This is a genomic window from Bradyrhizobium sp. UFLA06-24 (assembly GCF_054967145.1).
Genome location: NZ_JADFUE010000002.1, coordinates 167,487 through 190,296, shown reverse-complemented (window position 1 = coordinate 190,296; position 22,810 = coordinate 167,487). Strand labels below are relative to the sequence as shown.

At 63.1% G+C, this 22,810-nt stretch carries 22 protein-coding genes; 12 read left to right on the top strand and 10 right to left on the bottom strand.

What is annotated here, in order from left to right:
* Nucleotides 1–136: 136 nt before the first annotated feature.
* From IF809_RS03350 to IF809_RS03340, 3 genes are all read right to left on the bottom strand, one after another.
* The gene (locus IF809_RS03350; protein ID WP_128965934.1) at nucleotides 137–1,228 is read right to left on the bottom strand and encodes a TRAP transporter substrate-binding protein; all 1,092 of its coding nucleotides are present in this window, start codon (nucleotides 1,226–1,228) and stop codon (nucleotides 137–139) included.
* A 237-nt stretch (nucleotides 1,229–1,465) separates the two neighbouring features.
* Nucleotides 1,466–1,723 (bottom strand): hypothetical protein, encoded by a 258-nt coding sequence (locus IF809_RS03345; RefSeq protein ID WP_128965933.1) that lies wholly within the window; start codon nucleotides 1,721–1,723, stop codon nucleotides 1,466–1,468.
* Between the two features lie 78 nt (nucleotides 1,724–1,801).
* Nucleotides 1,802–2,764, bottom strand: a complete 963-nt coding sequence (locus IF809_RS03340) for a DUF2778 domain-containing protein (RefSeq protein ID WP_164939016.1) — start codon at nucleotides 2,762–2,764, stop codon at nucleotides 1,802–1,804.
* 189 nt (nucleotides 2,765–2,953) lie between these two features.
* On the opposite strand from IF809_RS03340, the gene IF809_RS03335 reads away from it, so the two are divergent.
* Together IF809_RS03335 and IF809_RS03330 are read left to right on the top strand one after the other, a co-directional pair.
* Nucleotides 2,954–3,394 (top strand): DUF1810 domain-containing protein, encoded by a 441-nt coding sequence (locus tag IF809_RS03335; protein ID WP_128965931.1) that lies wholly within the window; start codon nucleotides 2,954–2,956, stop codon nucleotides 3,392–3,394.
* 96 nt (nucleotides 3,395–3,490) lie between these two features.
* Nucleotides 3,491–5,572 carry a methyl-accepting chemotaxis protein gene (locus IF809_RS03330; protein ID WP_128965930.1) on the top strand — a complete coding sequence of 694 codons (2,082 nt, stop codon included), beginning with the start codon at nucleotides 3,491–3,493 and terminating at the stop codon, nucleotides 5,570–5,572.
* Between the two features lie 121 nt (nucleotides 5,573–5,693).
* Here IF809_RS03330 and IF809_RS03325 read toward each other — a convergent pair whose 3' ends face one another.
* Nucleotides 5,694–6,284 (bottom strand): NADPH-dependent FMN reductase, encoded by a 591-nt coding sequence (locus tag IF809_RS03325; protein WP_462836805.1) that lies wholly within the window; start codon nucleotides 6,282–6,284, stop codon nucleotides 5,694–5,696.
* A gap of 51 nt (nucleotides 6,285–6,335) precedes the next feature.
* Nucleotides 6,336–7,283 (bottom strand): AraC family transcriptional regulator, encoded by a 948-nt coding sequence (locus IF809_RS03320; RefSeq protein WP_462836804.1) that lies wholly within the window; start codon nucleotides 7,281–7,283, stop codon nucleotides 6,336–6,338.
* A gap of 299 nt (nucleotides 7,284–7,582) precedes the next feature.
* Here IF809_RS03320 and IF809_RS03315 point away from each other — a divergent pair, with 299 nt between their 5' ends.
* Complete coding sequence (locus tag IF809_RS03315; protein WP_462836803.1) at nucleotides 7,583–8,680, top strand: DUF2336 domain-containing protein; 1,098 nt, start codon at nucleotides 7,583–7,585, stop codon at nucleotides 8,678–8,680.
* On the top strand, nucleotides 8,677–8,991 hold the full coding sequence (locus IF809_RS03310; protein WP_128969319.1) for a PilZ domain-containing protein: 315 nt from the start codon (nucleotides 8,677–8,679) through the stop codon (nucleotides 8,989–8,991). Before IF809_RS03315 ends, IF809_RS03310 begins: the two co-directional genes overlap by 4 nt.
* 61 nt (nucleotides 8,992–9,052) lie before the next feature.
* Here the strand turns inward: IF809_RS03310 and IF809_RS03305 are convergent, their stop codons facing one another.
* Nucleotides 9,053–9,256 carry a hypothetical protein gene (locus IF809_RS03305; protein WP_128965926.1) on the bottom strand — a complete coding sequence of 68 codons (204 nt, stop codon included), beginning with the start codon at nucleotides 9,254–9,256 and terminating at the stop codon, nucleotides 9,053–9,055.
* 133 nt (nucleotides 9,257–9,389) lie between these two features.
* Nucleotides 9,390–10,067, bottom strand: a complete 678-nt coding sequence (locus IF809_RS03300) for a nitroreductase (RefSeq protein ID WP_462836802.1) — start codon at nucleotides 10,065–10,067, stop codon at nucleotides 9,390–9,392.
* 125 nt (nucleotides 10,068–10,192) lie between these two features.
* Here IF809_RS03300 and IF809_RS03295 point away from each other — a divergent pair, with 125 nt between their 5' ends.
* From IF809_RS03295 to IF809_RS03285, 3 genes are all read left to right on the top strand, one after another.
* Nucleotides 10,193–11,155, top strand: a complete 963-nt coding sequence (locus IF809_RS03295) for an alpha/beta hydrolase (RefSeq protein WP_128965924.1) — start codon at nucleotides 10,193–10,195, stop codon at nucleotides 11,153–11,155.
* A 123-nt stretch (nucleotides 11,156–11,278) separates the two neighbouring features.
* The gene (locus IF809_RS03290; RefSeq protein WP_128965923.1) at nucleotides 11,279–11,527 is read left to right on the top strand and encodes a hypothetical protein; all 249 of its coding nucleotides are present in this window, start codon (nucleotides 11,279–11,281) and stop codon (nucleotides 11,525–11,527) included.
* A 288-nt stretch (nucleotides 11,528–11,815) separates the two neighbouring features.
* The gene (locus IF809_RS03285; RefSeq protein ID WP_244659374.1) at nucleotides 11,816–12,868 is read left to right on the top strand and encodes a type II asparaginase; all 1,053 of its coding nucleotides are present in this window, start codon (nucleotides 11,816–11,818) and stop codon (nucleotides 12,866–12,868) included.
* Between the two features lie 21 nt (nucleotides 12,869–12,889).
* Here IF809_RS03285 and IF809_RS03280 read toward each other — a convergent pair whose 3' ends face one another.
* Nucleotides 12,890–13,765, bottom strand: a complete 876-nt coding sequence (locus IF809_RS03280; RefSeq protein ID WP_462836801.1) for an MBL fold metallo-hydrolase — start codon at nucleotides 13,763–13,765, stop codon at nucleotides 12,890–12,892.
* A 596-nt stretch (nucleotides 13,766–14,361) separates the two neighbouring features.
* On the opposite strand from IF809_RS03280, the gene IF809_RS03275 reads away from it, so the two are divergent.
* The 3 genes from IF809_RS03275 to IF809_RS03265 all read left to right on the top strand — a co-directional run bounded on the left by IF809_RS03275 (nucleotide 14,362) and on the right by IF809_RS03265 (nucleotide 18,552).
* Nucleotides 14,362–16,221 carry an adenylate/guanylate cyclase domain-containing protein gene (locus IF809_RS03275; protein ID WP_244659373.1) on the top strand — a complete coding sequence of 620 codons (1,860 nt, stop codon included), beginning with the start codon at nucleotides 14,362–14,364 and terminating at the stop codon, nucleotides 16,219–16,221.
* Between the two features lie 140 nt (nucleotides 16,222–16,361).
* Nucleotides 16,362–17,105, top strand: a complete 744-nt coding sequence (locus IF809_RS03270) for a phosphatase PAP2 family protein (protein ID WP_244659372.1) — start codon at nucleotides 16,362–16,364, stop codon at nucleotides 17,103–17,105.
* 37 nt (nucleotides 17,106–17,142) lie between these two features.
* Nucleotides 17,143–18,552: a S8 family serine peptidase gene (locus IF809_RS03265; RefSeq protein ID WP_462836800.1), complete on the top strand. Its 1,410-nt coding sequence runs from the start codon at nucleotides 17,143–17,145 to the stop codon at nucleotides 18,550–18,552.
* A gap of 6 nt (nucleotides 18,553–18,558) precedes the next feature.
* Here the strand turns inward: IF809_RS03265 and IF809_RS03260 are convergent, their stop codons facing one another.
* On the bottom strand, nucleotides 18,559–20,181 hold the full coding sequence (locus IF809_RS03260; protein WP_462836799.1) for an ABC-F family ATP-binding cassette domain-containing protein: 1,623 nt from the start codon (nucleotides 20,179–20,181) through the stop codon (nucleotides 18,559–18,561).
* A gap of 275 nt (nucleotides 20,182–20,456) precedes the next feature.
* Between IF809_RS03260 and IF809_RS03255 the strand changes: the two genes are divergently transcribed.
* Nucleotides 20,457–21,227: an LpxL/LpxP family acyltransferase gene (locus tag IF809_RS03255; protein ID WP_462836798.1), complete on the top strand. Its 771-nt coding sequence runs from the start codon at nucleotides 20,457–20,459 to the stop codon at nucleotides 21,225–21,227.
* Here the strand turns inward: IF809_RS03255 and IF809_RS03250 are convergent.
* Nucleotides 21,208–21,408, bottom strand: coding sequence for a hypothetical protein (locus tag IF809_RS03250; RefSeq protein ID WP_128965916.1), 201 nt, complete (start codon nucleotides 21,406–21,408; stop codon nucleotides 21,208–21,210). The genes IF809_RS03255 and IF809_RS03250 overlap by 20 nt on opposite strands.
* A 98-nt stretch (nucleotides 21,409–21,506) precedes the next feature.
* Here IF809_RS03250 and IF809_RS03245 point away from each other — a divergent pair, with 98 nt between their 5' ends.
* On the top strand, nucleotides 21,507–22,742 hold the full coding sequence (locus IF809_RS03245; RefSeq protein ID WP_462836797.1) for a hypothetical protein: 1,236 nt from the start codon (nucleotides 21,507–21,509) through the stop codon (nucleotides 22,740–22,742).
* Nucleotides 22,743–22,810 lie beyond the last annotated feature (68 nt).

Genomic DNA, 22,810 nt, shown 5'->3' with positions numbered 1-22,810 from the left:
CCACGTAGGCTGGGCAGAGCGCAAGCGGTACCCATCATTGCCGATGAAGCGGCAGAACGTGGGCACGGCGCAAGAGCGCCTTTGCCCACCCTACGCGAGCGAGGCTGCTGCAAAGACAGCCCCGCCCGTCTCGGGCTCAGCTCTTGTTGCGCATCTTGCTGAGCAGATAGTTGTCGTAAAAATTCTCCGCGATCTGCGTGTAGAACAGCAGCTCTTTCATGTACGTGTCGTGGCTGTCCTTGGTGCGCTTGAACAGGCCGCTCTTGGCGGCGAGTTCGTTCAGGTGTTCCTGGGTCGCGTTGTAGCAGGCCTCCATCACGGGTTGCGGGAATGCCTTCAGCTCCGCGCCGCCTGCAATCAGCCGCTTCAACGCCGCCGGATTCACGCTGTCGTATTTCTCGAGCATCCAAGCCCCGGCGGCCGAGGCCGCCTGGTTGACGATCGCCTGGTACTGCTTCGGCAAGCTGGCCCACTTCTCGTCGTTGACGATCATGTGCAGCATGGCGCCGCCTTCCCACCAGCCGGGGAAGTAGTAGTACTTGGCGACTTTGTGGAAGCCGAGCTTCTCGTCGTCATAGGGGCCGACGAACTCGACCGCGTCGATCGTGCCCTTCTCCAGCGCCGGATAGATGTCGCCACCCGCGATCTGCTGCGGGACGACGCCGAGCCGCGCCAGCACATGACCGCCCATGCCGGCGATGCGGAATTTGAGGCCCTTGAGATCGTCGACCGTCTTGATCTCCTTGCGGAACCAGCCGCCCATCTGGGTACCGGAATTGCCGCAGAGAATGGCGTGCGCCTTGAACGGCTTCAGCGCCTCGTTGGCGAGGTCGGCGCCACCACCGAAGTACCACCAGGACTCCTGGTGACGATGGTTCATGCCGAACGGAGCACCCGTGGCGTAGGCCAGTGCCGGCTCCTTGCCGATGTAGAAATAGAGCGGCGTCTGCGCCATCTCGACGGTCGCAACGCTTACGGCATCCAGTGCCTGGAGACCGGGGACGATCTCGCCCGCCGCGAAGGTCTGGATCTGGAATTTGTTATCGGTGGCTTCGGCAACATATTTCGCAAAGGTCTGCGCCGTGCCGTAGATGGTGTCGAGCGACTTCGGGAAGCTCGAGGTCAGGCGCCATTTGATCTCGGGCGCGCTCTGCGCGATCGCGGGGGCGGCAACCAGCGTCGTCGCGCCGGCGATCGCGCCGCCCCTGAGGAATGTACGGCGTTTCATGATGGGCTCCCTTTCTTGGCGTCAGACTTGAAACGAGTGGCGTCAGCCACGGTCTTCGCGGACCGTTTGCCCGTTCCTGTCATGCAGTTCAAGCCATGATAAAGGAGGGTCCGGCCGCCGAGCCAGCCAGCCGCGAGGTTGCGGTGACGAGGTGTGGGCCTCGCCCCGACACGCGCTACGACTTCGTCGCGGCCCCAGGGATTGCCGGTTGATGCGAGCAGCAGGAGAACGCCTGCTTCAGAGCAGCTTCGCGCTCACGAACAGCGCCCGCACCGCATTCGTCGCCTGGACGGCGAGCATGGCGTTGCCGGCGGCACCCTCAAGCGCTTGGACCGCCTCCTCATGCAGCGAGCGGAATTCCATCCACTCGACCGATTTGAAGTTGGTGAGGAATTGATAGGCCTGGCCGACGGTCGCGATCGCCAGCGTGTCACCGTTCAGCTTGATCTTGAACGTCGTGCGCAGCGGGGTCTCGGAGCTTGCTGGATCACTCATGGGCTGCTTCTGGACGACAACGGCTTAACGAAGGGAAAACGGCAGCCCCGCCGCAGCAGGCAAACGTCACGTCGCGTTTCAGGAATCGGTGTTATTGGCGGTGCGCTGCGAGGCAGTCGCCGCTTCGCCCAGGCTTCGCACCACGACCAGGCGGTTGAATTCGCCATTGTCGTAGGCCTTGAGGAAGCGGTCATAGTCCTTGATCGAGACACAACCGTTGGAATCGCCGCGCGGACCGAGCATGTAGGTGTGCGTGAGCAGGCCGACGCGGCCGAGCGCGCTGGTGCCGTCGGTCGGCGTCATGCGCAAGGCGCGAACACCGTGGAACAGTTTTTCGCGCGGCTTGAGGTCGTAGGTCGCAGGCGGGGTCGCACCGACCATGCGCTGGTCGACATGATCAGGATCGTCCATCAGCGCGCCCATGCCCGAATGAGCCTCGATCGCGACGCCGCTCGGTAAGTAAAGCGCCTTGGCCTTGATATCATAGACCGCCGTCTTCGAATCGTAACCGAGCGCGGCGAGATCCGGCGCCCTGCCGAGCAGGCCGTCGCCGGGCGTCAGCGAAGCCAGCCTGATCTTGTCGGTGAACTTTTCGAAGAAGTTGCGATTGTCGACCCTGGGATTGGTGTCGGCATAGGCCTGGCTCGAGGCGATCTGCGCGGAGAAGTCGGCCTGGACCGGCCGCGAGCGCGGCATCGGGACGGCATCGGCGCGCTGCGTCGGCTTGGCCTCTTCGGCGGCGGGCTTGTTGTTGTCATCTTCGGTCAGGATCGAGCGCCAGTCGTCGCCCTGGAGTTTTTGGGCGAGCATCGCCTTGGCATCGCGAAGCTTGAGCTGGACCGCATTCAGCGCGGACCGCTCCATCGTCCGCAAGCCAAGATCGCGAGCGGACGGATTACCCGACAGCGAGGCGAAACGGTCCTCGAACGAGGGAGCATTGGCCGGCGGCAGCGCGGCTGACACGAGCGGGGTCGAGTCGCCGATATCAGCGACCCATGCGGCGGCGCCCAGCGCCAGCGCGATGGCGGCCATCGACAGCAATATCGTCTCGGCTCGCCCAATACGGCGGCGCGACAATAGCCTCTCGGCGCTTGCGCGGTCGGAAACCATCAGATCCCCAAATCGACCCCCGGGGGACCCAACCCCCACCCGGAGACTCTATACCAGCTACCACATTGGGAGCCAAAAGTTAGGCATAATCGCGGCCGGCAAGCCCGCCTGAGGTATCCAATGACCGATCCTTTCGATCTAAAGCGCTTCGTCAGGGCCCAGGAGCCGGTTTTTCGCGCCGTTTTGGGGGAGCTCGCCCAAGGACGGAAGCAGACTCACTGGATGTGGTTCGTCTTCCCGCAGATCGCCGGCCTCGGCTTCAGCGCCATGTCCCAGCGCTACGCCATCGGCTCGCGGGCAGAGGCCAAGGCCTATCTGGCCCACCCCATTCTCGGTCCACGCCTGATCGAATGCACCCGCCTCGTGCTTGCCGTCCAGGGGCGGAGCATCAATGCGATCCTCGGCGCGCCCGACGACGCCAAATTCCGCTCGTCGATGACGCTGTTCGGCGCGGTCTCCGATGAGCCTGTTTTCGACGAGGCGCTTGCTCGCTATTTCGCAGGCGAGCCCGATGGCGCGACGCTGGAGATTCTCGCCTCGCTCGATCAACAGGCCGGGTGACCGCGACAGCGGCGGCCGGCAGCGTAAACCCGGGATTAATACGCCACCTCTATTTTTGGAGAATATCTTTCTCCCAGCGTCAATGCCGGACAAATCATGAAAATCGGTACGCTCCTGACCACCGCCATCGTCTCGCTCTCGACTGTCGGCGGCGGTCTCGCCGTCTACGTCGCCGTGACGAAATACCAGACGATCGAGCGTGTCACCGAGGCACAGGGCCGGCTCGCGATCGTTCGCGCCGTCAGCGACATCCCGCGCTATCTCAATCCCGAGCGCGGCTTCTCCACCAACATCCTGTACGGGCCGGCGACGATCGATCCGGCGCAGCTCGCCGAACAAGGCAGACTGCGCCAGCAGACCGACGGCGCGCGCGAGAAGATGAATGCGGTGCGCAAGGAGCTGCCCGGCTCGTTCGATGATGGCGCGACCATCGGCAGCAACATCGACGGAATCAATTCGAAATTCAGCGCGCTGCGCGAGGCCATCGACAAGGCGATGGCCGGGCCGGCAGAGGCGCGCAAGGACGCGGCCAAGAAGATCGTCGCCGACAACGCCGTGCTCAACGCCGGCGTCACCGCGCTGCTCAACGAGCAGGTCCGCCGCATGGCGATTCTCAATGGCGATGCCTATCGCCAAGCAAGCTATGCCAACATCGCGATGACGCTGCGCGACGTCGGCGGATTCAACTCCAGCCTGCACAAGAATCTCGTCGGCGGCAAGAAACCGGCAACGGACGCCGAGAAGGCCGACATCAGCCGCTCCCAGGGCCGCAACGACCAGCTCGTCATGTCGCTGCAGGAACTGCGCGGCAATCCGACGACACCGGCGAACGTCGCCGCCGCGCTGGAGAAGTTCAACGCAATCTATGTCGAGGAGTTCGGCCGCGAGCTCAAGATGGTCAAGGACGGTGCCGTCAGCGGCAAGTACGAACACGACATGGAGACTTATTACGCCGCCACGCAGCGCGGCCTCGGCACCATCATCGACGTCCGCGATGCTTTCTACGACAATGCCGAGCAGATTCTCGCCAGCGCCTCCAGCGCCGCACGCACCAGCTTCACGATCGCGCTCGTCGGCCTCCTCGCCGTGCTGGTCGCCAGCGTCGGCCTCATCGTGATGGTCCGCCGCCGCGTCTGCGCCCCGATCGTCAACCTGACGACCCGGATGTCGCGACTCGCCGAGGGCAACGTTGCCGAGGACATCCCCGGCGCCGAACGCTCCGACGAGATCGGGGCGATGGCCGCAGCCGTCCAGGTGTTCAAGGACAACATGATCCGGGCCGACCGGCTCGCGGCCGAGAAGCAGGCCGAGAACGACGGCAAGATGCGGCGCGCCCAGGCGCTCGACGAACTGACCCGTTCCTTCGAAGCCAAGATCACGAAGCTTGTCGGCGGGCTCTCGCAGGCGTCCGCTACCATGGAGAGCACGGCCCAGTCGATGACCTCGACGGCGGCGCAGACCAACAGCCAGGCCGCGGTCGTCGCGGCCGCCTCCGAGCAGACCTCGACCAACGTTCAGACCGTGGCCAGCGCCACGGAAGAGCTGACCTCCTCGATCGCCGAGATCGGCCGCCAGGTCGCACAATCGACCGAGATCGCGGCCCGCGCCGTCGACAACGCCCGCCGCACCGGCGACACCGCGCGCGCGCTGGCCGAGGGTGCCCAGAAGATCGGCGACGTCGTCACGCTGATCCAGAGCATTGCCGAGCAGACCAACCTCCTCGCGCTCAACGCGACCATCGAGGCCGCCCGCGCCGGCGATGCCGGTCGCGGCTTTGCCGTGGTCGCGTCAGAGGTGAAATCGCTGGCCGGCCAGACCGCCAAGGCCACGACGGAAATCTCCGAGCAGATCACCGCAATCCAGACCGCGAGCGACGAGACCGTGGCCGCGATCCGCAACGTCGCCGACGTCATCGGCGAGATCGACCAGATCGGCACCGCGATTGCGGCCGCGATCGAAGAACAGGGCTCGGCGACCAAGGAGATCGCCCGCAGCGTCCAGGAAGCCGCCCGCGGCACCCAGGAGGTCAACACCAACATATCCGGCGTGCAGCGCGCCGCCGACGACACCGGTGCGGCCGCGAGAGAGGTTCTCGGCGCCGCCGAGCAGCTCTCGACCCAGTCGCGCGACCTCGCCGGCCAGTTCGACCGCTTCCTCGGTGAAGTCAGGGCTGCTTAGGCAGAGGCATCGTAGCCCGGATGGAGCGACAACGAAATCCGGGATCTCGCACCTCATCGGCACCGCCCCGGATTGCGCTTCGCTGCATTCGGACTGCGGACCATATTCGCGGAGAATGAGATCAGTACGGCGGCGCCTTGCGCGCCCGTTGCGCCTTGGCCGCCTCGATCCACCACGAGAGATCGTCCGCAAAGCGCGGGAACGAGCGTTCCAGCGCCTTGCCGCCCTCGCCGATCGGCTCGGCTTCGACCGACAGCGTCTGCGCGATCGGTCCGACGCCGATGGTGCTCGAGATCACCACCATGCCCATTTCCGACAGGGTGCCGTGCCAGGCGGTTGAAGCCCGCGCGCCCGACAGACGTCCGGCGGAATAGCTCACGATCGCGGCCGGCCGCCAGAACCATTCCTCCAGGAAATGGTCGGTGAGGTTCTTCAGCCCGGGCTGAATGCCCCAATTATATTCGCCCGTGACGAAGACAAAACCATCGGCGCCGCGAATCTGACCTGCCAGCTTCTCCAGCCCCTCGGGCGCCGTACCCTTGGGATATTCCTTGTACATGCGGTCGAGCATCGGCAGGCCGATGGCCTTGGCGTCGATCAACTCGACCTCCTCGCCGCGACTACGCAGACGATCAATGACGAAATTCGCAAGGCGGATGCCCATGCGGTCGGAACGGTAGGAACCGTAGAGAACGAGGATGCGATTGCTCATGGCCAGCACACTAGCACGAAACCGAAGCGCCGCCCCAATCGCTTTGTCGCGCTATCGCCGCCGACCGCGCTCCAGCGTCTCCGACGGCGTCTCGCCGAACTGGTCGCGATAGCTGCGGGAGAAATCGCTGAGATGCCAGAAACCGAAGGCGAGCGCGACGGCCTTCACGCTGTCGGCGCCGGCGAGCAGCCGCTGGCGCACCAGCCAGAGCCGCCGCAGGCGCAAATAGCGGTGCAGGCTCATGCCGCGATAGCGGAGAACGACATCGTGCATGGTCCGGACGGACAGGCCGAGCTTGCGCGCAATCTCCTCGCTGTAGATGGGCTGGCCGAGATCCTCGGACAGCAGCGCGCGGATGTCCTGGAACAGCTTGAACTGCCGCTCGTCGTTCGGCCGCAGCGTCCAGCGCGCGGGCATGACATTGGCGAAGACGACATCGACCGCACTGAGCAGCGATTCCTTCATCGCCGCCCCCTTCAGCGGCACCTCCGCGGAATCGATCGGCTCGGACGCGGCCGCCATCACCTCCCTCACCACCGCTCGCAGCCATTGCAGCGCAGGCGGACTGGTCTCGAATATCTTGAAGCTGGAATTCGTCTCGGGCCAGCCGCGATCCTTCACCTCCGGCCGGAATACGACCGAAGCAATCTGCCGCTCCACCTCCTGGATGGTGTTGTAGGCCGCCCCGCTGCTGCCGACAACGATGGCCGCGCGGTCCCGCCGCGTGCCGTTGAAGCGGATCGGCACGTCGAGGTCGTCCATCGCAAAGCCGACGGCGGTGCAATCCGCGCCCAGCTGCGCATCGACCACGCGCGGAAATGCCCGCGTCATGTTCACGTCGCAGCCGGGCAATTGCAGAATGATCTGCTCGGTCGCAATCCCCCGTCCAAGCGGCGTGAAATCGAAATTCAGGCCGCGGATCGCGTAGCGAAACTCATCGACGTCTGCAAAACGAAATATCTTTGGCGCCAACCCGGGCGCATCATCAATGCTGGTCATGACAAGTTGAAAAGCCGCGTCGCAACGCGACGCGCCGACACGATACCGGTCTGATTTCTGTCCCTTCGGGTGCCCGTTAGACCGAAAGAATCATACTAGCCCCACGCAACCAATTGGCGAGTATTTCGTCCGAAGGACAAGCCAAGGGTTCGTGTCCTGCCAAATTTCGATATCGTTTCCGGCAGCGCCAGCGGTGCGCCGATACCCGGAAGCGTGACGCCTAAAATCCAAATTAACGCCTACGAGGCGCAATGACGACCGTTGGATCGTTGCAATTTATTTCAGTTCAGGCTCCTGCCATGATGGCAAACTCGCCTGCCGACAGCCTTGTCGAATTGGAAGACGCGGTCGCTGCGTGCCCCCCGGAGCGCTGCGCACGCATTCTCGAAGGCGTCGTCAACCTGCTCACTGCCAACCGCGACTGGCCCCAGCATTTGCTGGCCGGCGTGGCCGACCGCGTCTTGCTGCGCCTGACCGAACGGGTCACAGCCGGCGCGCTGATCCAGCTCAGCACGGCACTTGCCGCGCTTGCGGTCGCTCCGCCCGAGACATTGCGGCGTCTTGCGATGCATGACGACCCGGACGTGGCGTGTCCTGTCCTGCACAAATCGCAGGCACTCCCTACGGCCGATCTCGTGTCGGTGGCGGCCTCGTGCGGCGAGCGGCATCAACGCGCGATCGCAGCGCGCGAGTGCATCGAGCCCGAAGTGACCGAGACGCTGATCAAGCGCGGCGAGCGGATCTGCCTTGCGCTGATCAAGAACCCCGGGACAAAATTCTCCGAGACGGCTTATGCCACCCTGATCGCCACGGCCGACCAGGACGGCGAGATCGCGAAGGCGCTGGCGCTCCGGCCCGACACACCCGACCTGGTCGTCCGCAAGTTGCTCTCCACTTCCTCCTGCACGGCCGCGCCGGCCAAACCCGACGCAGCCTCCGTTCCGCCCGCGCAGGACGCACTACCGGCTCTGCGGAACCGGCCCTCCTCGACCGATTATGCCAAGGCAAGACCCGAGATCGTCGCGCTCAACCGAATTGGCAAGCTCGGCGATTCCACCGTGAACCGCTTCGCGATCCGCGGCGAGACCGCCAATCTGTTCACCGCTCTGTCGGTGCTGTCAGGGGCTCCGGTCGAGATCATCGAGCAAGTCATGAGCGACGACGATTGCGAAGGCCTGGTGATGGCCTGCCGGGCGTCACGCCTGAACTGGGCGACGACGCTTGCGATCCTGAGCAACCGCAGCAGCGCACGGCTCTCCTTCGCCCAACGCGAACGCGCGCAGCTGATGTTCGAAACGCTCCTCCTGTCGACCAGCCAATGGACGGTGCGCTGGGGGGAAATCGCGGCCAGCGCCGGCACGCGCGATCGCACCGCAGCAATGGGGACCAGCCGATGAAGCTCGACAGCCGCAAGGACTCTCGTGTCAGAATGGATCACCGGCAACCCGTGAATTTGATGGGAGCGGACGGCACCTGGCGGCGCAGCTGCGTTCTGATCGACGTGTCGAACACCGGCGCCAAGATCGAGGTGGAAGGCACACTCGACGTGCTGCAGGCCAAGGAATTCTTTATGGTGCTGTCATCGACCGGACTGGCTTATCGGCGCTGCGAGCTGGTCTGGATCGACGGCACCACAGCCGGCGTGCACTTCGTCAACGCGGACAGCAAAAAGAAAACGGCTAGCGCAGTCGCAGCGAAGAGCAAGTAAGCACCTCGGCCCCAAGCATCATTCCACCCGCTGCAATTGCGCGATGGTGGTGCGCTCGCGCCTAGTGCGTCGCGCGGTACTTGATGCGGTGCGGGATCGAGCGACAGCTCAACCCCTCGGCAAGCAGCTTCATGTCCTCGCGCTTGCCGCTGCGGATCAATCTGCCGAACTCTTCGGGAGTAAAAGGAAGGGTGGGATCGTCATCGATCGGGCGCCGCATCCGCGGGCCGAAGAACCATCGAACCAGGCTAGCCAGCCGCCGCATGTCAATTCCCTCGCGCCAGCAACAAACCTTCGAGTCCGCATATTGTTCCTCCTGCGCGGTGAAGATTGCAAGGGGTCGTAAGGAGTCCGCACGAAAAATTTCGCGATGGAATAATCTCCTCTCCCTCCTTCAGTCACTCGGCGAAGCCGACATAGCGGACGAACTCCTCGTTACCTTCGCGGTCCGAGCGCACGGCGTTCGCGGCAAAATTGTCGTCGGGATAGCCCATCGCAACGCAGGTCATGATGACCTCGTCCTCGGGAATTCCCGCCACCTCGCGCACGATGTCGCTCCGCATGATACCCTGCCCGTTGATGACAGAGCCGAGCCCGCGGTCCCAAGCCGCCAGCACGATGCCGTAGCAGAGTGCGCCGAGATCGAAATGGCAGACCGCGCCGGGATCGAGCACGCGGTCATAGGTCAGCACCAGCGAGACCGGCGCGTCGAACTGGCGAAAGCCGCGCAGCACCCAGTCCTGCCGCATCGGCTTGTCGTCGCGCGCGATCCCCATCGCGCCGAACAGCTTCTTGGCGATGTCGACCTGACGGGTGCGATGCACGCCCTGGTATTCGCCGTGGCTGACGATGTCGCGTTTGACCTTGGCGCCGCCCGCCATCTCCTCCATGTTGCGGCGGCGAACCTCTTCGAGCGGTGCGCCGGTCAGCACGTGCACATGCCAGGGCTGGGTGTTCATCGACGACGGCGCGCGCTTGGCGCTCTCGATGATCGCCTCGATCACCGCGCGCGGCACCTTCTCGTTCTTGAAACCGCGCACGCTGCGGCGCGACTGGACCAGCGTTTCGAATTCCACCTCAAGGCCTCCCTGCCCGTTCATTCGCCGGCACTGCAACTGTAGCGCTCGGCCGGTTGCCGATGCGGCGCGCCAAATCTATGCTAACGGCCAACCAAGACCAAGAACCCCGTGAGGACCCGCCGATGCCCGCGCCGCTCGATCCCGTCGTCGCCCAGATCATTCCGCTGCTGCCGCTGCGCGATCCCGCAACGATGACGCCACAGAGCGCCCGCGATTCCTTGCGCGCACTGGCTGCCGCGCGCGCCGCGGTGCCGCCGCCGCCGGTCGATGCCGTGCTCGACATCAAGGTGAAGGGCGGCGCCGGCCCGCTCGATGCCCGCGTCTATCGCGTCGGCACCGATCCCGCACCGACCGTGGTGTTCTTCCATGGCGGCGGCTGGGTAGCTGGCGATCTCGAGACCCACGACAGACAGGCGCGCAATCTCGCGATCGAGACCGGCGCGGTCGTCGTCTCCGTCGACTATCGCCGCCCGCCGGAGACGCGCTTTCCCGGCGCCTTCGAGGACGCGTTTGCTGCCGCGAGCGACATCTTCGACCGCGTCGCGGAATTTGGCGGCGATCCCAAACGCCTTGGCGTTGCCGGCGACAGTGCGGGCGGCAATCTTGCGGCCACGACCGCGATCGCGGCGCGCGATGCCGGCATCAGGCTCGCCGCACAATTGCTGGTCTACCCCGTCACCGACGCGGTCGGCCTCTATGCGGACGCGCGCGAGAACGCGCGCTTTCCCTCGCGCTCGGAAAATGCCGACGGCTATTTCCTCACGCGCGCCACGATGGAATGGTTCTGCGGCCACTATTTCGCCGATCCCGCCGATGCCTCCGACTGGCGGGTGTCGCCGCTGCGGGCCGCGTCGCTCAAAGGCCTCGCGCCCGCCATCGTGACCACAGCCTGGTTCGATCCGCTGCGCGACGAAGGCGCGGCCTACGCGAAAGCGCTGGAGGCCGCCGGCGTGCGCGTGAAGCATCACGAGGGCGCCGGCCTGATCCACGGCTATTTCGGCATGGGCGAGGCCTCCGAGGTCGCCCGCGCCGAGGCGCAGCGTGCGCGCGCCGATTTCAAGGCGTTGCTGGCGCGCGGGGTCTGATCGCATTGCAACCGGGACGGCTGAACCGCCGGAAAATTTGGCCCCTCGCGGATGGCGCTGCTTGATTGCGCCACGATTCCGGGCTCCAATCCGGAACGCCATTTTGGTTTAGGGAGACACCCAATGATGAAACGGATTTTCCTGGCTGCGATCGTTGCCACCTTTGCAGCGGGCTCGGCGCTTGCGGACGACACCTGCGAGAGCAAGGCGGTCGGCAAGGATGGCAAGGCGCTTGCCGGCGCGGCCAAGACCTCGTTCATGAAGAAGTGCAAGCAAGACGCCTGCGCGCCCAAGGCTGTCGGCTCCGATGGCAAGCCGCTGGCCGGCGCCGCCAAGAACAGCTTCATGAAGAAGTGCGAGATGGGCGCATAAGGGGCTTCCGGATTCGCTGCCTCTGTAACGAGCAATTGCTCCGCGAATTCGTCGTGCCCGGGCATGTCCCGGGCATTGACGTTTGTTGTTTGAGCACGAGAGAAGGAGGACCATCGCCATCTGTCCGCACCCGCCGGGCGCGCAAACAACAGCCAACGCCACCCTAGACAGAACGCCGCCGCTGACGGATCATAGAGCGCTGAGCGAAACGGGGCACATCGACAAGGCTTGTAGAAAAGGGTGGTCGAGATGTGGCAGTTCCGAGTGCGTGATCACATGATGGCGACAATGGGCGTTCTCTTTGCGTTGCTCATCAGTCTTGACGTCGCAAATGCGAGGGGCCCCGGTCTGCCCAATGTCGTGGTTCTGGCCACCGGCGGCACGATCGCCGGCAGCGGCGCGAGCAGCACCACCGTGGTCGGTTACACCGCAGCCACGGTTGGCATCGAGACTCTCCTGAATGCCGTCCCCGAGCTGAAGACGGTCGCCAACGTCAAGGGCGAGCAGGTTTTCCAGATCGCCAGCGAGAACATGAACAATGACTATTGGCTGAAGCTCGCCAAGCGCGTCAACACGCTGCTCGCGCAGGACGACGTGGACGGAATCGTCATCACGCACGGGACCGACACGATCGAGGAAACCAGCTATTTCCTGAACCTGGTGGTCAAGAGCAGGAAACCGGTCGTCGTCGTCGGCGCGATGCGCCCCTCGACGGCGATCAGCGCGGACGGCCCGATCAACCTCTTCAATGCGGTGATCCTCGCAGGCAGCGAAGAGGCGGTCGGCAAGGGCGTGCTCGTCGCTCTCAACGATCAGATCAATGCGGCGCGCGACGTCACCAAGAACAACACTTCGACGGCCGACACTTTCCGCACGCCCGAGCTCGGCTTTCTCGGCTACATGCAGGGCAACAAGCCCTACTTCTATCGTCAATCGACCCGCCGGCATACGGCGGACTCCGAGTTCGACGTGTCCAACCTCGATACCCTGCCGCAAGTCGACATCGTCTACGGCTATGCCAACATGAACCGCGTCGCGATCGACGCGTTCGTCGCCGCCGGGGCCAAGGGGATCGTACATGCCGGCGTGGGTGACGGCAGCCTGGCCCGGCCGGCGGTCGAGCCGGCACTCGACGAGGCCCACAAAAAAGGCGTCGCCATCGTTCGCAGCAGCCGGGTCGGCAACGGCATTGTGGCGCGCAACGGCGAAGCCAAGGACGACGAACACGACTTCATCGTCTCGGATACGCTCAATCCGCAGAAGGCGCGCATCCTGCTGATGCTGGCACTGACCAAGACGAGCGACAGCAAGGAAATCCAGCGGATGTTCTACACCTATTAGAGCGTCCGAGAGGCGGTCGCCCTATTCCCGTTTGAAGCGATAGTCGAACGCGGCGCCGAACGGTTTGATCAGTCCGACCGTCGGCGCCGGGAAATGGATCGGCAGGATCAACGTGTCGGTGTCGGCGACGGAAGCGAAGAACTTCCGCCGCGACACCGCTGACTGCTTCGCATCCCAGTCCGGCTTCGACGACCACTCCGGCTCGCGGCACTGGATCTGGTGATGCATGAGATCGCCGGCGACCACCGCGCGCTGGCCCTTCGAGAAGATGCTGACGCAGCAATGACAGGGCGAATGCCCCGGCGTCGGCGTCAGCGTGACGGTATCGTCCAGCGCATAGTCGTCGTCGACCAGCAGCGCCTGCCCCGCCTCGACGATCGGCAGGCAGTTGTCGCGAAACACAGTCCCGGGCGGGTTGCTGCCTTTGGCATTCTCCGCCTCCCAGGCTGCGTACTCGCCTTTGTGAAAGACGTATTTCGCGTTGGGGAACGTCGGCACCCACCGGCCGTCGCGCAAGCTCGTGTTCCAGCCGGTGTGGTCGATGTGCAGATGCGTGCAGAAGACGTAGTCGATCTGCTCGAAGCCGATGCCGAGCGCGAACAATTCGTTGCGCCAGCGCTCCTTGCCGGGAAAGTCGAACGGCGGCGGATGGCCCTTGTGCTCGCCGGTGCAGGTGTCGACCAGAATGGTGTAGCGCGGCGTACGCACGACGAACGTCTGATAGGTGATGACCATCATGCCGCGGGCCGCGTCGAACACCTCAGGCTCCATCGTCGGCAGATGCTGCTTGAACACGCCCTCGTCGTAGCCATGGAAAAAATCCTGCGGCCGCCGCCACGGCCCTTCCCGCTCGATCACCGCATCGATGGTGATATCGCCGATCCGAAGTTGTTTCATGCGTATCTCCGGTTTTTCTCGAGCGTAACGAGCGAACATGCGGCGTTCAAGGCGGGTCGGCGCAGGCCTGCCGCCCGAGGCGACGAGCCATTCACGACGGCCACCGCGGCACGGTCGACGCATGGTTTCTACGGCGCGCGCGCGGCCGCGATCCCAAGCTCCGGCTCGCCACCTCATTTCCAGTAGACCGCGGGGCCTCAACACCCTCGACCGACGCGAGCAAATCACCAAAGTACAACCGCCGGGCTCGTGACACGAAATTGCGCGTCTGTATGATCTAATTCACAGCGCCCCTCCAGTTCGTCTGTAACATGCAGCCGCGCGACACTGTGGCTCTCGGGCCTTCAGTCTCGCAGTCAAATTGCTGAAAATCGATTGTAGCTCTTTGCAGATTGAGCCGAAAAGGCCGCAACGATCAGTCCGACCATCCGCTGCGGGGAGCGAGTTTCCCAGGTTCGCGGAAGGGATAATTGTGCCTCGTCCGACACGGCCGCTCACCTGGAGAGGTTGCTGCATATGATTTGGGAGCCGCTTCGTTCACCAAAATGTCGGCGCGCGTAGGCGGGGCTGACTTTGTTCAGAGTCGGAGGTGCGCGGTGGGCGCTATCAATGACCTCGCGTTATGTTATCCTGCCCCTGTTCTGCAAAACAGCGGGGCGGCCGAGGTGAATCATCCGGGGATCGATGTTGCAGAAGCCCTGCCCGCGCGCCGCGTACTTGCGATCTTGGCTGCAGACGTCGTGGGCTATGCTCGCCTGACAGAGGTGGCCGAGGAAGCAACGCACGTGCGACTGCGCGCGCTTCGTTTCGGCGTGATCAACCCGTGCATTGTCTCCTTCCGCGGCAGGATCGTGAAGAATACGGGGGACGGCTTTCTCGCCTCTTTCGATTCCTCGCTCGATGCGGCGCGTTGTGCGGTCGCCTTGCAGCACGAAGTCTCCGCTGCACAGACCCGAGAAGGATACGATCGGAAGATACAATTCCGAATCGGTCTGAACGTTGCGCAGACCATCGTCGAATCGGAGGACATCTTCGGAAAGGGAGTCAACATAGCCGCGAGACTCGAGCAGTCCGCGCCGGCTGGCGGCGTGGTGCTTTCAGACGAGATGTTCCAGCAGATCAAGGATCGGCTCGACGTACCCGTCCAAGACCTCGGCGTCCTTCGGCTCAAGCACCTTGCGCGCCCCGTTCACGCTTATTCTCTTCTGCTGCCAGAGGCCGAACGGCTGCCGTCGGGCGGTGGCCGCAGAGCAAGCCGTCAGGCCAAGGTGCCTTACATCGCGGTATTGCCATTTCGTACGCAGGGCGCGAACTCGGAAGACGATTACTTCGGCGATGGGACGGCCGACGAAATCGTCGTTGCGCTCCAGAACCTCCGTGGGCTGTTCGTTATTTCAAGCATGTCGACGTCCCCCTATCGCAGCGGCCCGGTCGACAGCCAGAGGATCGGCCAAGAACTCGGCGTCCGATACGTCTTGAGCGGCAGCATCCGGCGAGCCGACAAGCGGCTACGAATTGGAGTCGAATTGCAGGACGTCGAAGCGGGGGTCGTGCTCTGGGCAGATCACTACGATGGCGATGTCTCGGAACTATTTGATTTTCAAAGCCGTATTGCGACACGCATCGTATGGAGCATCGCCCCCCAGGTCCGCGAGGCAGAACTGAGGCGTGCGCTACAAAAACGCTCGGACAACCTCAATGCTTACGAGCTGCTCATGAAGGCGATCGACTTCATGTATCGCATGAATTTCTTCGACTTCGGACGAGCCGGCGAGCTGCTGCAGGCCGCAATCGCTTCGGATCCGAGCTACGCAACTCCCTATGCCTATGCGGCACTGTGGCACATTCACAATGTCGCGCAAGGTTGGGGCGCCGAGGGCGGGCCCGATGCGGCAGAAGCGGCGCGCCTTGCCACCGCGGCGGTCGACCGGGCGCCGGCAGACGGCTTCGCGTTGGCCGTTCTCGGACACACCAAGGCGCTGTTGTTTAAGGACTATAACGCGGCGCTCGATTTGTTTGACAGAGCCTTGAGCGCATCGCCGGGCAATGCGATGGCTTGGACCCTTAGCAGTGGCGTGTACGGCTATCTTGAGGACGGCCAATCGGCGATTACGCGCGCCGAACAGGGATTGCGTCTGTCACCAGCCGACACGCAGGCCTATTTTTACCTGATGTTCCTCGGCCAAGCCCACTACATCAATGGTAACTACGATGAGGCGGTCGTGTGGGCCCGCAAGACCGCAGCTCTGAACGGTCGGCTCTCCGCCAACCTGCGGGTTCTGGCGGCTGCCTATGTTGCAAAGGGCCAGCACGAGGAGGCCCGGGGCGTCACCAGGATGCTTTCGGATATCCAGCCTCGATTCAAGCTTTCGGCCTATCGCGAGCGGTGCCCGTTCAAGGCGGGTTTGCGGGACCGCTTCATCGACCATTTGCGAGAGGCTGGCCTGCCGGATTGAAACCATGCTGCATTTGCAGCGAACCACAGGAGGATTCCGCCATGGGGGGAAATTGGTTCGGAGGCAACTGGTTTGGTGGCAATTGGTTCGGAGGAAACTGGGCAGGCGGGTCGGGCGGCAGCGGCACTCCCGTGTTCGCGATGCGGGCCGATCGGCCGCTCGCCGAGATCGCAATAACGCGGTCCTATGACGCCAAGTTCCGAGACGCGGAGTGGGACCCGGATCTGCGCGCAGTCACGATCCTCCCGGAGTTTCTGGCACAGACCATCAAGGGCAAGCAATGGCAGGCGGCCGTCGCGCTGCCACCGCCCACCTACCCTGTCACTGCGAAGATGGTCGACGAGGTCCTGGTGCTTGCAGTTGCGGAGCGGCCGGAAGCGCTCGGCGAAATCGTCGAGGAGGATCAGAATTTTCAACTGCGCTGGCTGCAGCTTCTCAACATGAGCGCCACGGCCTACCCGCACACGTTCCTGCTGATGAAGATCGTGGCCCGCGTCGGCGAATTCGCGATGGTCACGCTCAAGCTCCAGTATTCGAACGTGAGCGGCGCCGCGCCTCCACCCTATTGGTACCAGCCGCGACCAAGCCAGGTCTGCCCGACGCTGTATCCGCCCGTCCAGGTTCCGGGCCACCCGTCCTATCCGGCCGGACACGCGCTCATTGGCACGCTCACCTCCGAGTGCCTGGCCGACCTGCTGCCCCAATACAAGCAGCCGCTGCGGGCATTGGCCGCGCGAGTCGCGATGAACCGGGTCATCGCAGGATTGCATTATCGCGAGGACATTGACGCGGGCGCCAAGGCCGCGGTCGCGCTGAAGCCGTTTCTGACGGCTTGCCCGTTCTACGCGGCGACATTCAAGCTCGCGCAGGCTGAATGGAAATGAGCTTGCGCGCAACCTGACCACGGCAGCGGAGGCAGCTATGACGCCTTGGGAAATGCCAACCGGCTATGTGCGAGTGCTGGTGCAGCGTGATCAAAATAGCGTGCTCATTGGGGCGGCGAACGACCTGCTCAAGGGCGATAGTCCGGTGGGCACGATGCGCGATTACGTCCACGAGAACGCGGCGCCGGACTTTTTGATCGACGGCGAGTTCGGCGCCTTACCGATTTGGGATGGCGTCGATCAGCGACCTGCAGTTTCGCCAAAGGACAGAGGCGAAAAAGCGTTCTCGCTTCTCGAGCTCGAGAAATCGAAGAAATTCCTCGTCCGCGCATACGTTTCTCCAGCGACTCTGTCCAAGCCGGATTTCAATGACGGGGAGCCGGTCTGGCTGGATTCCGATGTGCGCGGTTTACTTGCCCTGCCGCCTGCCAACCAGGCAACGGGCGATACCGAAACGGTACGGCAGGACCTCAACACCTCGGTGCTGCAGGACAACGGCCTCTATGGAACGGACATTGCCGTCGCTATCGTCGATACCGGCATCTGCAGATCACATCTGGCGAGGCGGCTCGGCTTCAATCCGGCCCTGGATGTGAGCAATTCGTGGACGCCACCGACCGTGGCGACGATGCCGGGCCTTCATCGCATCGGTCACGGTACAATGTGCGCCTATGGCGTGCTTTCGGTGGCCCCGAACGTGACGCTGCTCGACTATCCTTTGCTGCTTGGACGTCCGGCCGGGGAGCACACCGTCAGCGCCACGATCGGAGAAATGATGCGCGGTTACCTGGTGCTGATCTGGCGCTGGGCGCTTACTGCAGTCATTCCGCAGAGCGCGCTCGTGGTCAACAACAGCTGGGGCATCTTCCATCCGAGCCTCGACGACTTTGCGCCTGGTGATCCCCGGCGCTACATCGACAATCCCGGCCATCCCTTCAGACTCTACATCGCCCTGCTCAAGGCATTCGGAGCCGACGTCCTTTTCGCCGCAGGCAATTGCGGCGACGGCTGCCCCAATGCCGTGTGTCTGCAGCGGACGACGGGAATGATCATGGGCGCCAACGCGTACGACGAAGTGCTGACGCTCGCCGGCTGCGACATCCACGATTTGCGCGTCTGTTATTCCTCGCAAGGACCGTCGATCGCGGGAATGCCTCAGCAGAAACCGGACATCACCGCCTATACGCAGTTTCTCGGCTCGAAGGTCCTGCGCGGCCCGCGCGGCTTTGAGCCCGACACGGGAACGTCGGCCGCATGTGCCGTCGCATCCGGATGCGTCGCCGCGCTGCGAACCGCGCAGCCGCCCACGGCGACGGATCCTGCAGCCATGATTAGAGTGTTGCAGGCGACAGCGCACCCCATGGGCGGCGCGGTGCCCAACTACGATTACGGCTACGGGATCATCAGGCCGGTGGCGGCCGGGCAAAGTCTGGGCATCATTCCGTGAGCGCGTTCAGCTCCGCAGCCCTGGTGCCTCCTGCCCGGTGCGCGCGACGTATTCCGTGTAGCCGCCGCCATACTGGTGGATGCCATCAGGCGTCAGCTCCAGCACGCGGTTGGACAGCGTCGCCAGAAAGTGCCGGTCATGCGAGACGAACAGCATGGTGCCCTCGAAATCGGACAGCGCATTGATCAGCATTTCCTTGGTGGCGAGATCGAGATGGTTGGTCGGCTCGTCCAGCACCAGGAAGTTCGGCGGATCGAACAGCATCTTGGCCATCACCAGGCGCGCCTTCTCGCCGCCTGAGAGTACGCGGCAGCGCTTCTCGACGTCGTCGCCGGAGAAGCCGAAGCAGCCGGCGAGCGCACGCAGGCTGCCCTGCCCCGCGGTCGGAAACTGGTCTTCCAGCGACTGGAACACGGTACGCTCGCCATCGAGCAGGTCCATTGCATGCTGGGCGAAATAGCCCATCTTGACGCTGCCGCCGAGCGCGACGGTGCCTTCATCGGGCTCGCTCGCGCCCGCCACCAGCTTGAGCAGCGTCGACTTGCCGGCGCCGTTGACGCCCATCACGCACCAGCGCTCCTTGCGGCGGATCATGAAATCCAGCCCGTCATAGATGCGCTTGTTGCCATAGCCCTTGTGCACGTTCTTGAGCGCGACGACGTCCTCGCCCGAGCGCGGCGCCGGCGGAAAGTCGAAGGCGATGCTCTGGCGGCGGCGCGGCGGTTCGACCCGCTCGATCTTGTCGAGCTTCTTCACCCGGCTCTGCACCTGCGCGGCGTGCGAGGCGCGCGCCTTGAAGCGCTCGATGAACTTGATCTCCTTCGCGAGCATCGCCTGCTGGCGCTCGAACTGCGCCTGCTGCTGCTTCTCGGCCGTCGCGCGCTGCTGCTCGTAGAACTCGTAATCACCGGTATAGGTGGTAAGCGAACCGGAATCGATTTCGATCACCTTCGAGATCACGCGGTTGATGAACTCGCGGTCATGCGAGGTCATCAGCAGCGTGCCTTCGTAATCGTGCAGGAACTTCTCCAGCCAGATCAGGCTTTCGAGATCGAGATGGTTGCTCGGCTCGTCGAGCAGCATCACGTCGGGCCGCATCAGCAGAATGCGCGCCAGTGCCACGCGCATCTTCCAGCCGCCCGAGAGCTTGCCGACGTCGCCGTCCATCATCTCCTGGCTGAAGCCGAGGCCCGACAGCGCCTCGCGCGCGCGGCCGTCGAGCGCATAGCCGTCGAGCTCCTCGAAGGCGTGCTGCACCTCGCCGTAACGCGCGATGATCTCGTCCATCTGGTCGGCCTTGTCGGGGTCGGCCATGTCGGCCTCGAGCTGGCGCAGCTCGGCCGCGACCTCGCTGACGGGGCCTGCGCCGTTCATCACCTCGGCCACGGCGCTGTGGCCAGACATCTCGCCGACGTCCTGGTTGAAATAGCCGATGGTGATGCCGCGATCGGTCGACACCTGCCCTTCGTCAGGCAGCTCCTCGCCGGCGATCATCCGGAACAGAGTGGTCTTGCCGGCCCCGTTCGGGCCGACGAGGCCGATCTTCTCCCCCTTGTTGAGGGCGGCGGAGGCTTCAATGAACAGGATCTGGTGGCCGGCTTGCTTGCTGATGTTGTCGAGGCGGATCATGGGGTCTTTTGGGGGGAATTTTGCGTTGCAGCGTAATAGGCCATGGCCACGCCCAAGGGAAGCCCGGCGGGGTACGGATTCCGTCCTAGTCAAGCTGGGCTGCCTTCCCGTGTCAGCACCGGCCCCGGCAGGCTCGTCCGCCGCATACGAGGAGCTCGGCAACCTTGACTTGCACAAAATGTGGATCGACCCTTTGCCATCAGCGGTGATGAAGGGATCTTCACTTGACCATACCGGACCCAGCCTCGGAGGGCGCGAAGCTCCTGGAGCGAGCGGTGCTGCTTTCCGCAGGCCTTGCGAACCTTCGCCCCAAAGCAGAGATCATGACCCTCTATGGGAGAGCAGCCAAGTTCCAGAGCGATTACAGGAGGCTCGATCAGCAACTGGCCGCACAAAGCGATCGCATTGGGATATCCGAGCTCGACGATCTGCTTCGGACGCTCTCGATCACATCGCCGAGCGATCTGGCTATTGCCACCGCTCATCACGGACATTTTGTGGCATTCCTTAGCGCCTTTTCGCGCGCGGGCGTACCTTTGGCCGCATGCTACCGCTCGGCTTCCAGGACTTACATTGATGCACTGGGTCGCAGTGGCGTCGCGCTCGTCGATCTCGACCAAGTGTCGAGCTTACGAAGGATTTTCGATGCGTTCGACGAATTGAGGATGAGCGGCCGATACATCGTGCTCATGATAGACGCTCCGTTCGCTTCGCGCCGGAGTTATCCATTCCTGGGCTACCAAGTCGCGGTGTCGTCGATGCCTTGGCTATATGCGCGGCACAGCCGCGCATCGCTACTGCCTCTTGCGACCCGGGTAGAGTCCAGGGCTCTTCTCGGCTACACGATGGGCGATGTTGTAAAACCGTCCACCAAAGACTGCACGCAAACGCTCCTCGGCTTTCTGGAGGACATCATTCTCGCCCAACCGGAACAATACGCCTGGAGCAATTCCATCCTGCTATCGGATTTGTCGGCGCGAGAGAGGGCCTTCTCCTTCGCTCTCGATGCACTGGAATGGCGGCATACTATTGCTCGTCACACTTGAATGCCTTAGCGCCTGGCGCCGCCTTCAGCACCTTCGCAAGAACTTGAAGGTCATTCTGAGTGAAGCCGACCAAAGTCTTCTTGAGCTTTGGGTGCTGCTTGGCGTGCCGCAGCCTCTCAGGATCGTCCGGATTATTGATGGCAGCTCTCAAGACTTCGAAGGCATCCTTGTAGGTAGCCATATTGCCCCTCCCACTGACCCCGCGCTCCGGCGCAATCAACCATAGCGCTAATCATGTCAACGTACTACCCTCGGACAATTTTCGTCTAGGGGGAAAGAATGTTTTGCAACCTTAGCTCATTGCGGGCCATCGCGGCCCTCGCCGTCCTAACCATGGTCAGCGGCTGCGGCCTTGTCGACAACGCCCTATCGCCGAGGACGTACTCCGTCAACGAGGGGGCCGATGCGGTCCTGAACAACACCATACTTCTGAACATCCTGAGGGCGTCACAATCCGAACCGCTGAACTTCGTCGCCATCGCCAAGTATACGGGGTCGGGACAGCTCGGGCTCACATCTCAGGCAGGTCAATTTACTTACGTCGCCAACGTTACGCACCCAGCGAGCCAGTTCGGTCCAAACAACATCAATGGACAGATCAGCGGCTCGTTCGACCTCAATGTGCTTGAGACGAAAGACTTCTACACCGGTCTGCTTAGGGGAATGGACGCCACTCAAACCAACACCTGGTTCAGTCAAGGTCTCAGTCGCGAGTTGGTGTTCTACGTCCTGATTGCCTCGATCCGAACAACCGGCATGGATGGAGCGGTGTATGAATACCGCAACGATCCGGAAGACAACGACTGGCACAGTTCGCAAAGCGAGGTGGAGCACAACAGCGCGATGTGCATGCCAGCCAACAGCGGTCGCGGTAGATCGACGCAATACAGTGACATCGCGATTTGGTACGGGCTTCACGAAAACGATTGCCGTTTTGAGAAGTTCAGATTCCTAATCGATCTCGCCGTCAAGTATGGCCTTCGCACCGAAACGATTGCCGTGCCGAATCCCAAGTGGACCAAGGACAGCACGACAGAACCCAAGACCATCTCGAAAGTCGTCACTTGCTACGATCCAGCCTGGTTCCGGGAATATGCGCACAAGAAATTCATTCCGGGATTGAGGGTCTGCGGAAGTCAAGCTTCCCTTGAGGCTGCTCATTTCTCGATCATGGGTCCCGGAAATCTGAAGGGGGTGGAGCTGCGAATGCGCTCTCCCTTCGCGATCTTTCAGTATCTCGGACGTATCGTCGCGAGCGAATCTCAGTATCGGGTGGCGCTGAAGGGACGTGAGCGCGGCAATGATGATGCGGGAAGAGCCCAGGTCTTGACGATCATCTCGGGATCCGGAGCGAGCTGCTTCGCCGAAGCCTGGTATCACGGCGCAAACTATTGCGTACCGATGGAGGGGGCTGAAAATACAAAGCAGATCTTCACTTTGCTGCGCGCGGTTCTCGCGACGAATATTTCCGCTTCCGATCTCAATGCTACCCCCACGATACGCGTTACCCCATAGTCCATGGACGCATGGGTCGTGGTATTTCCTGATCGGTAAGCCTCGGATCGCGTTGACGCTCCAGATGC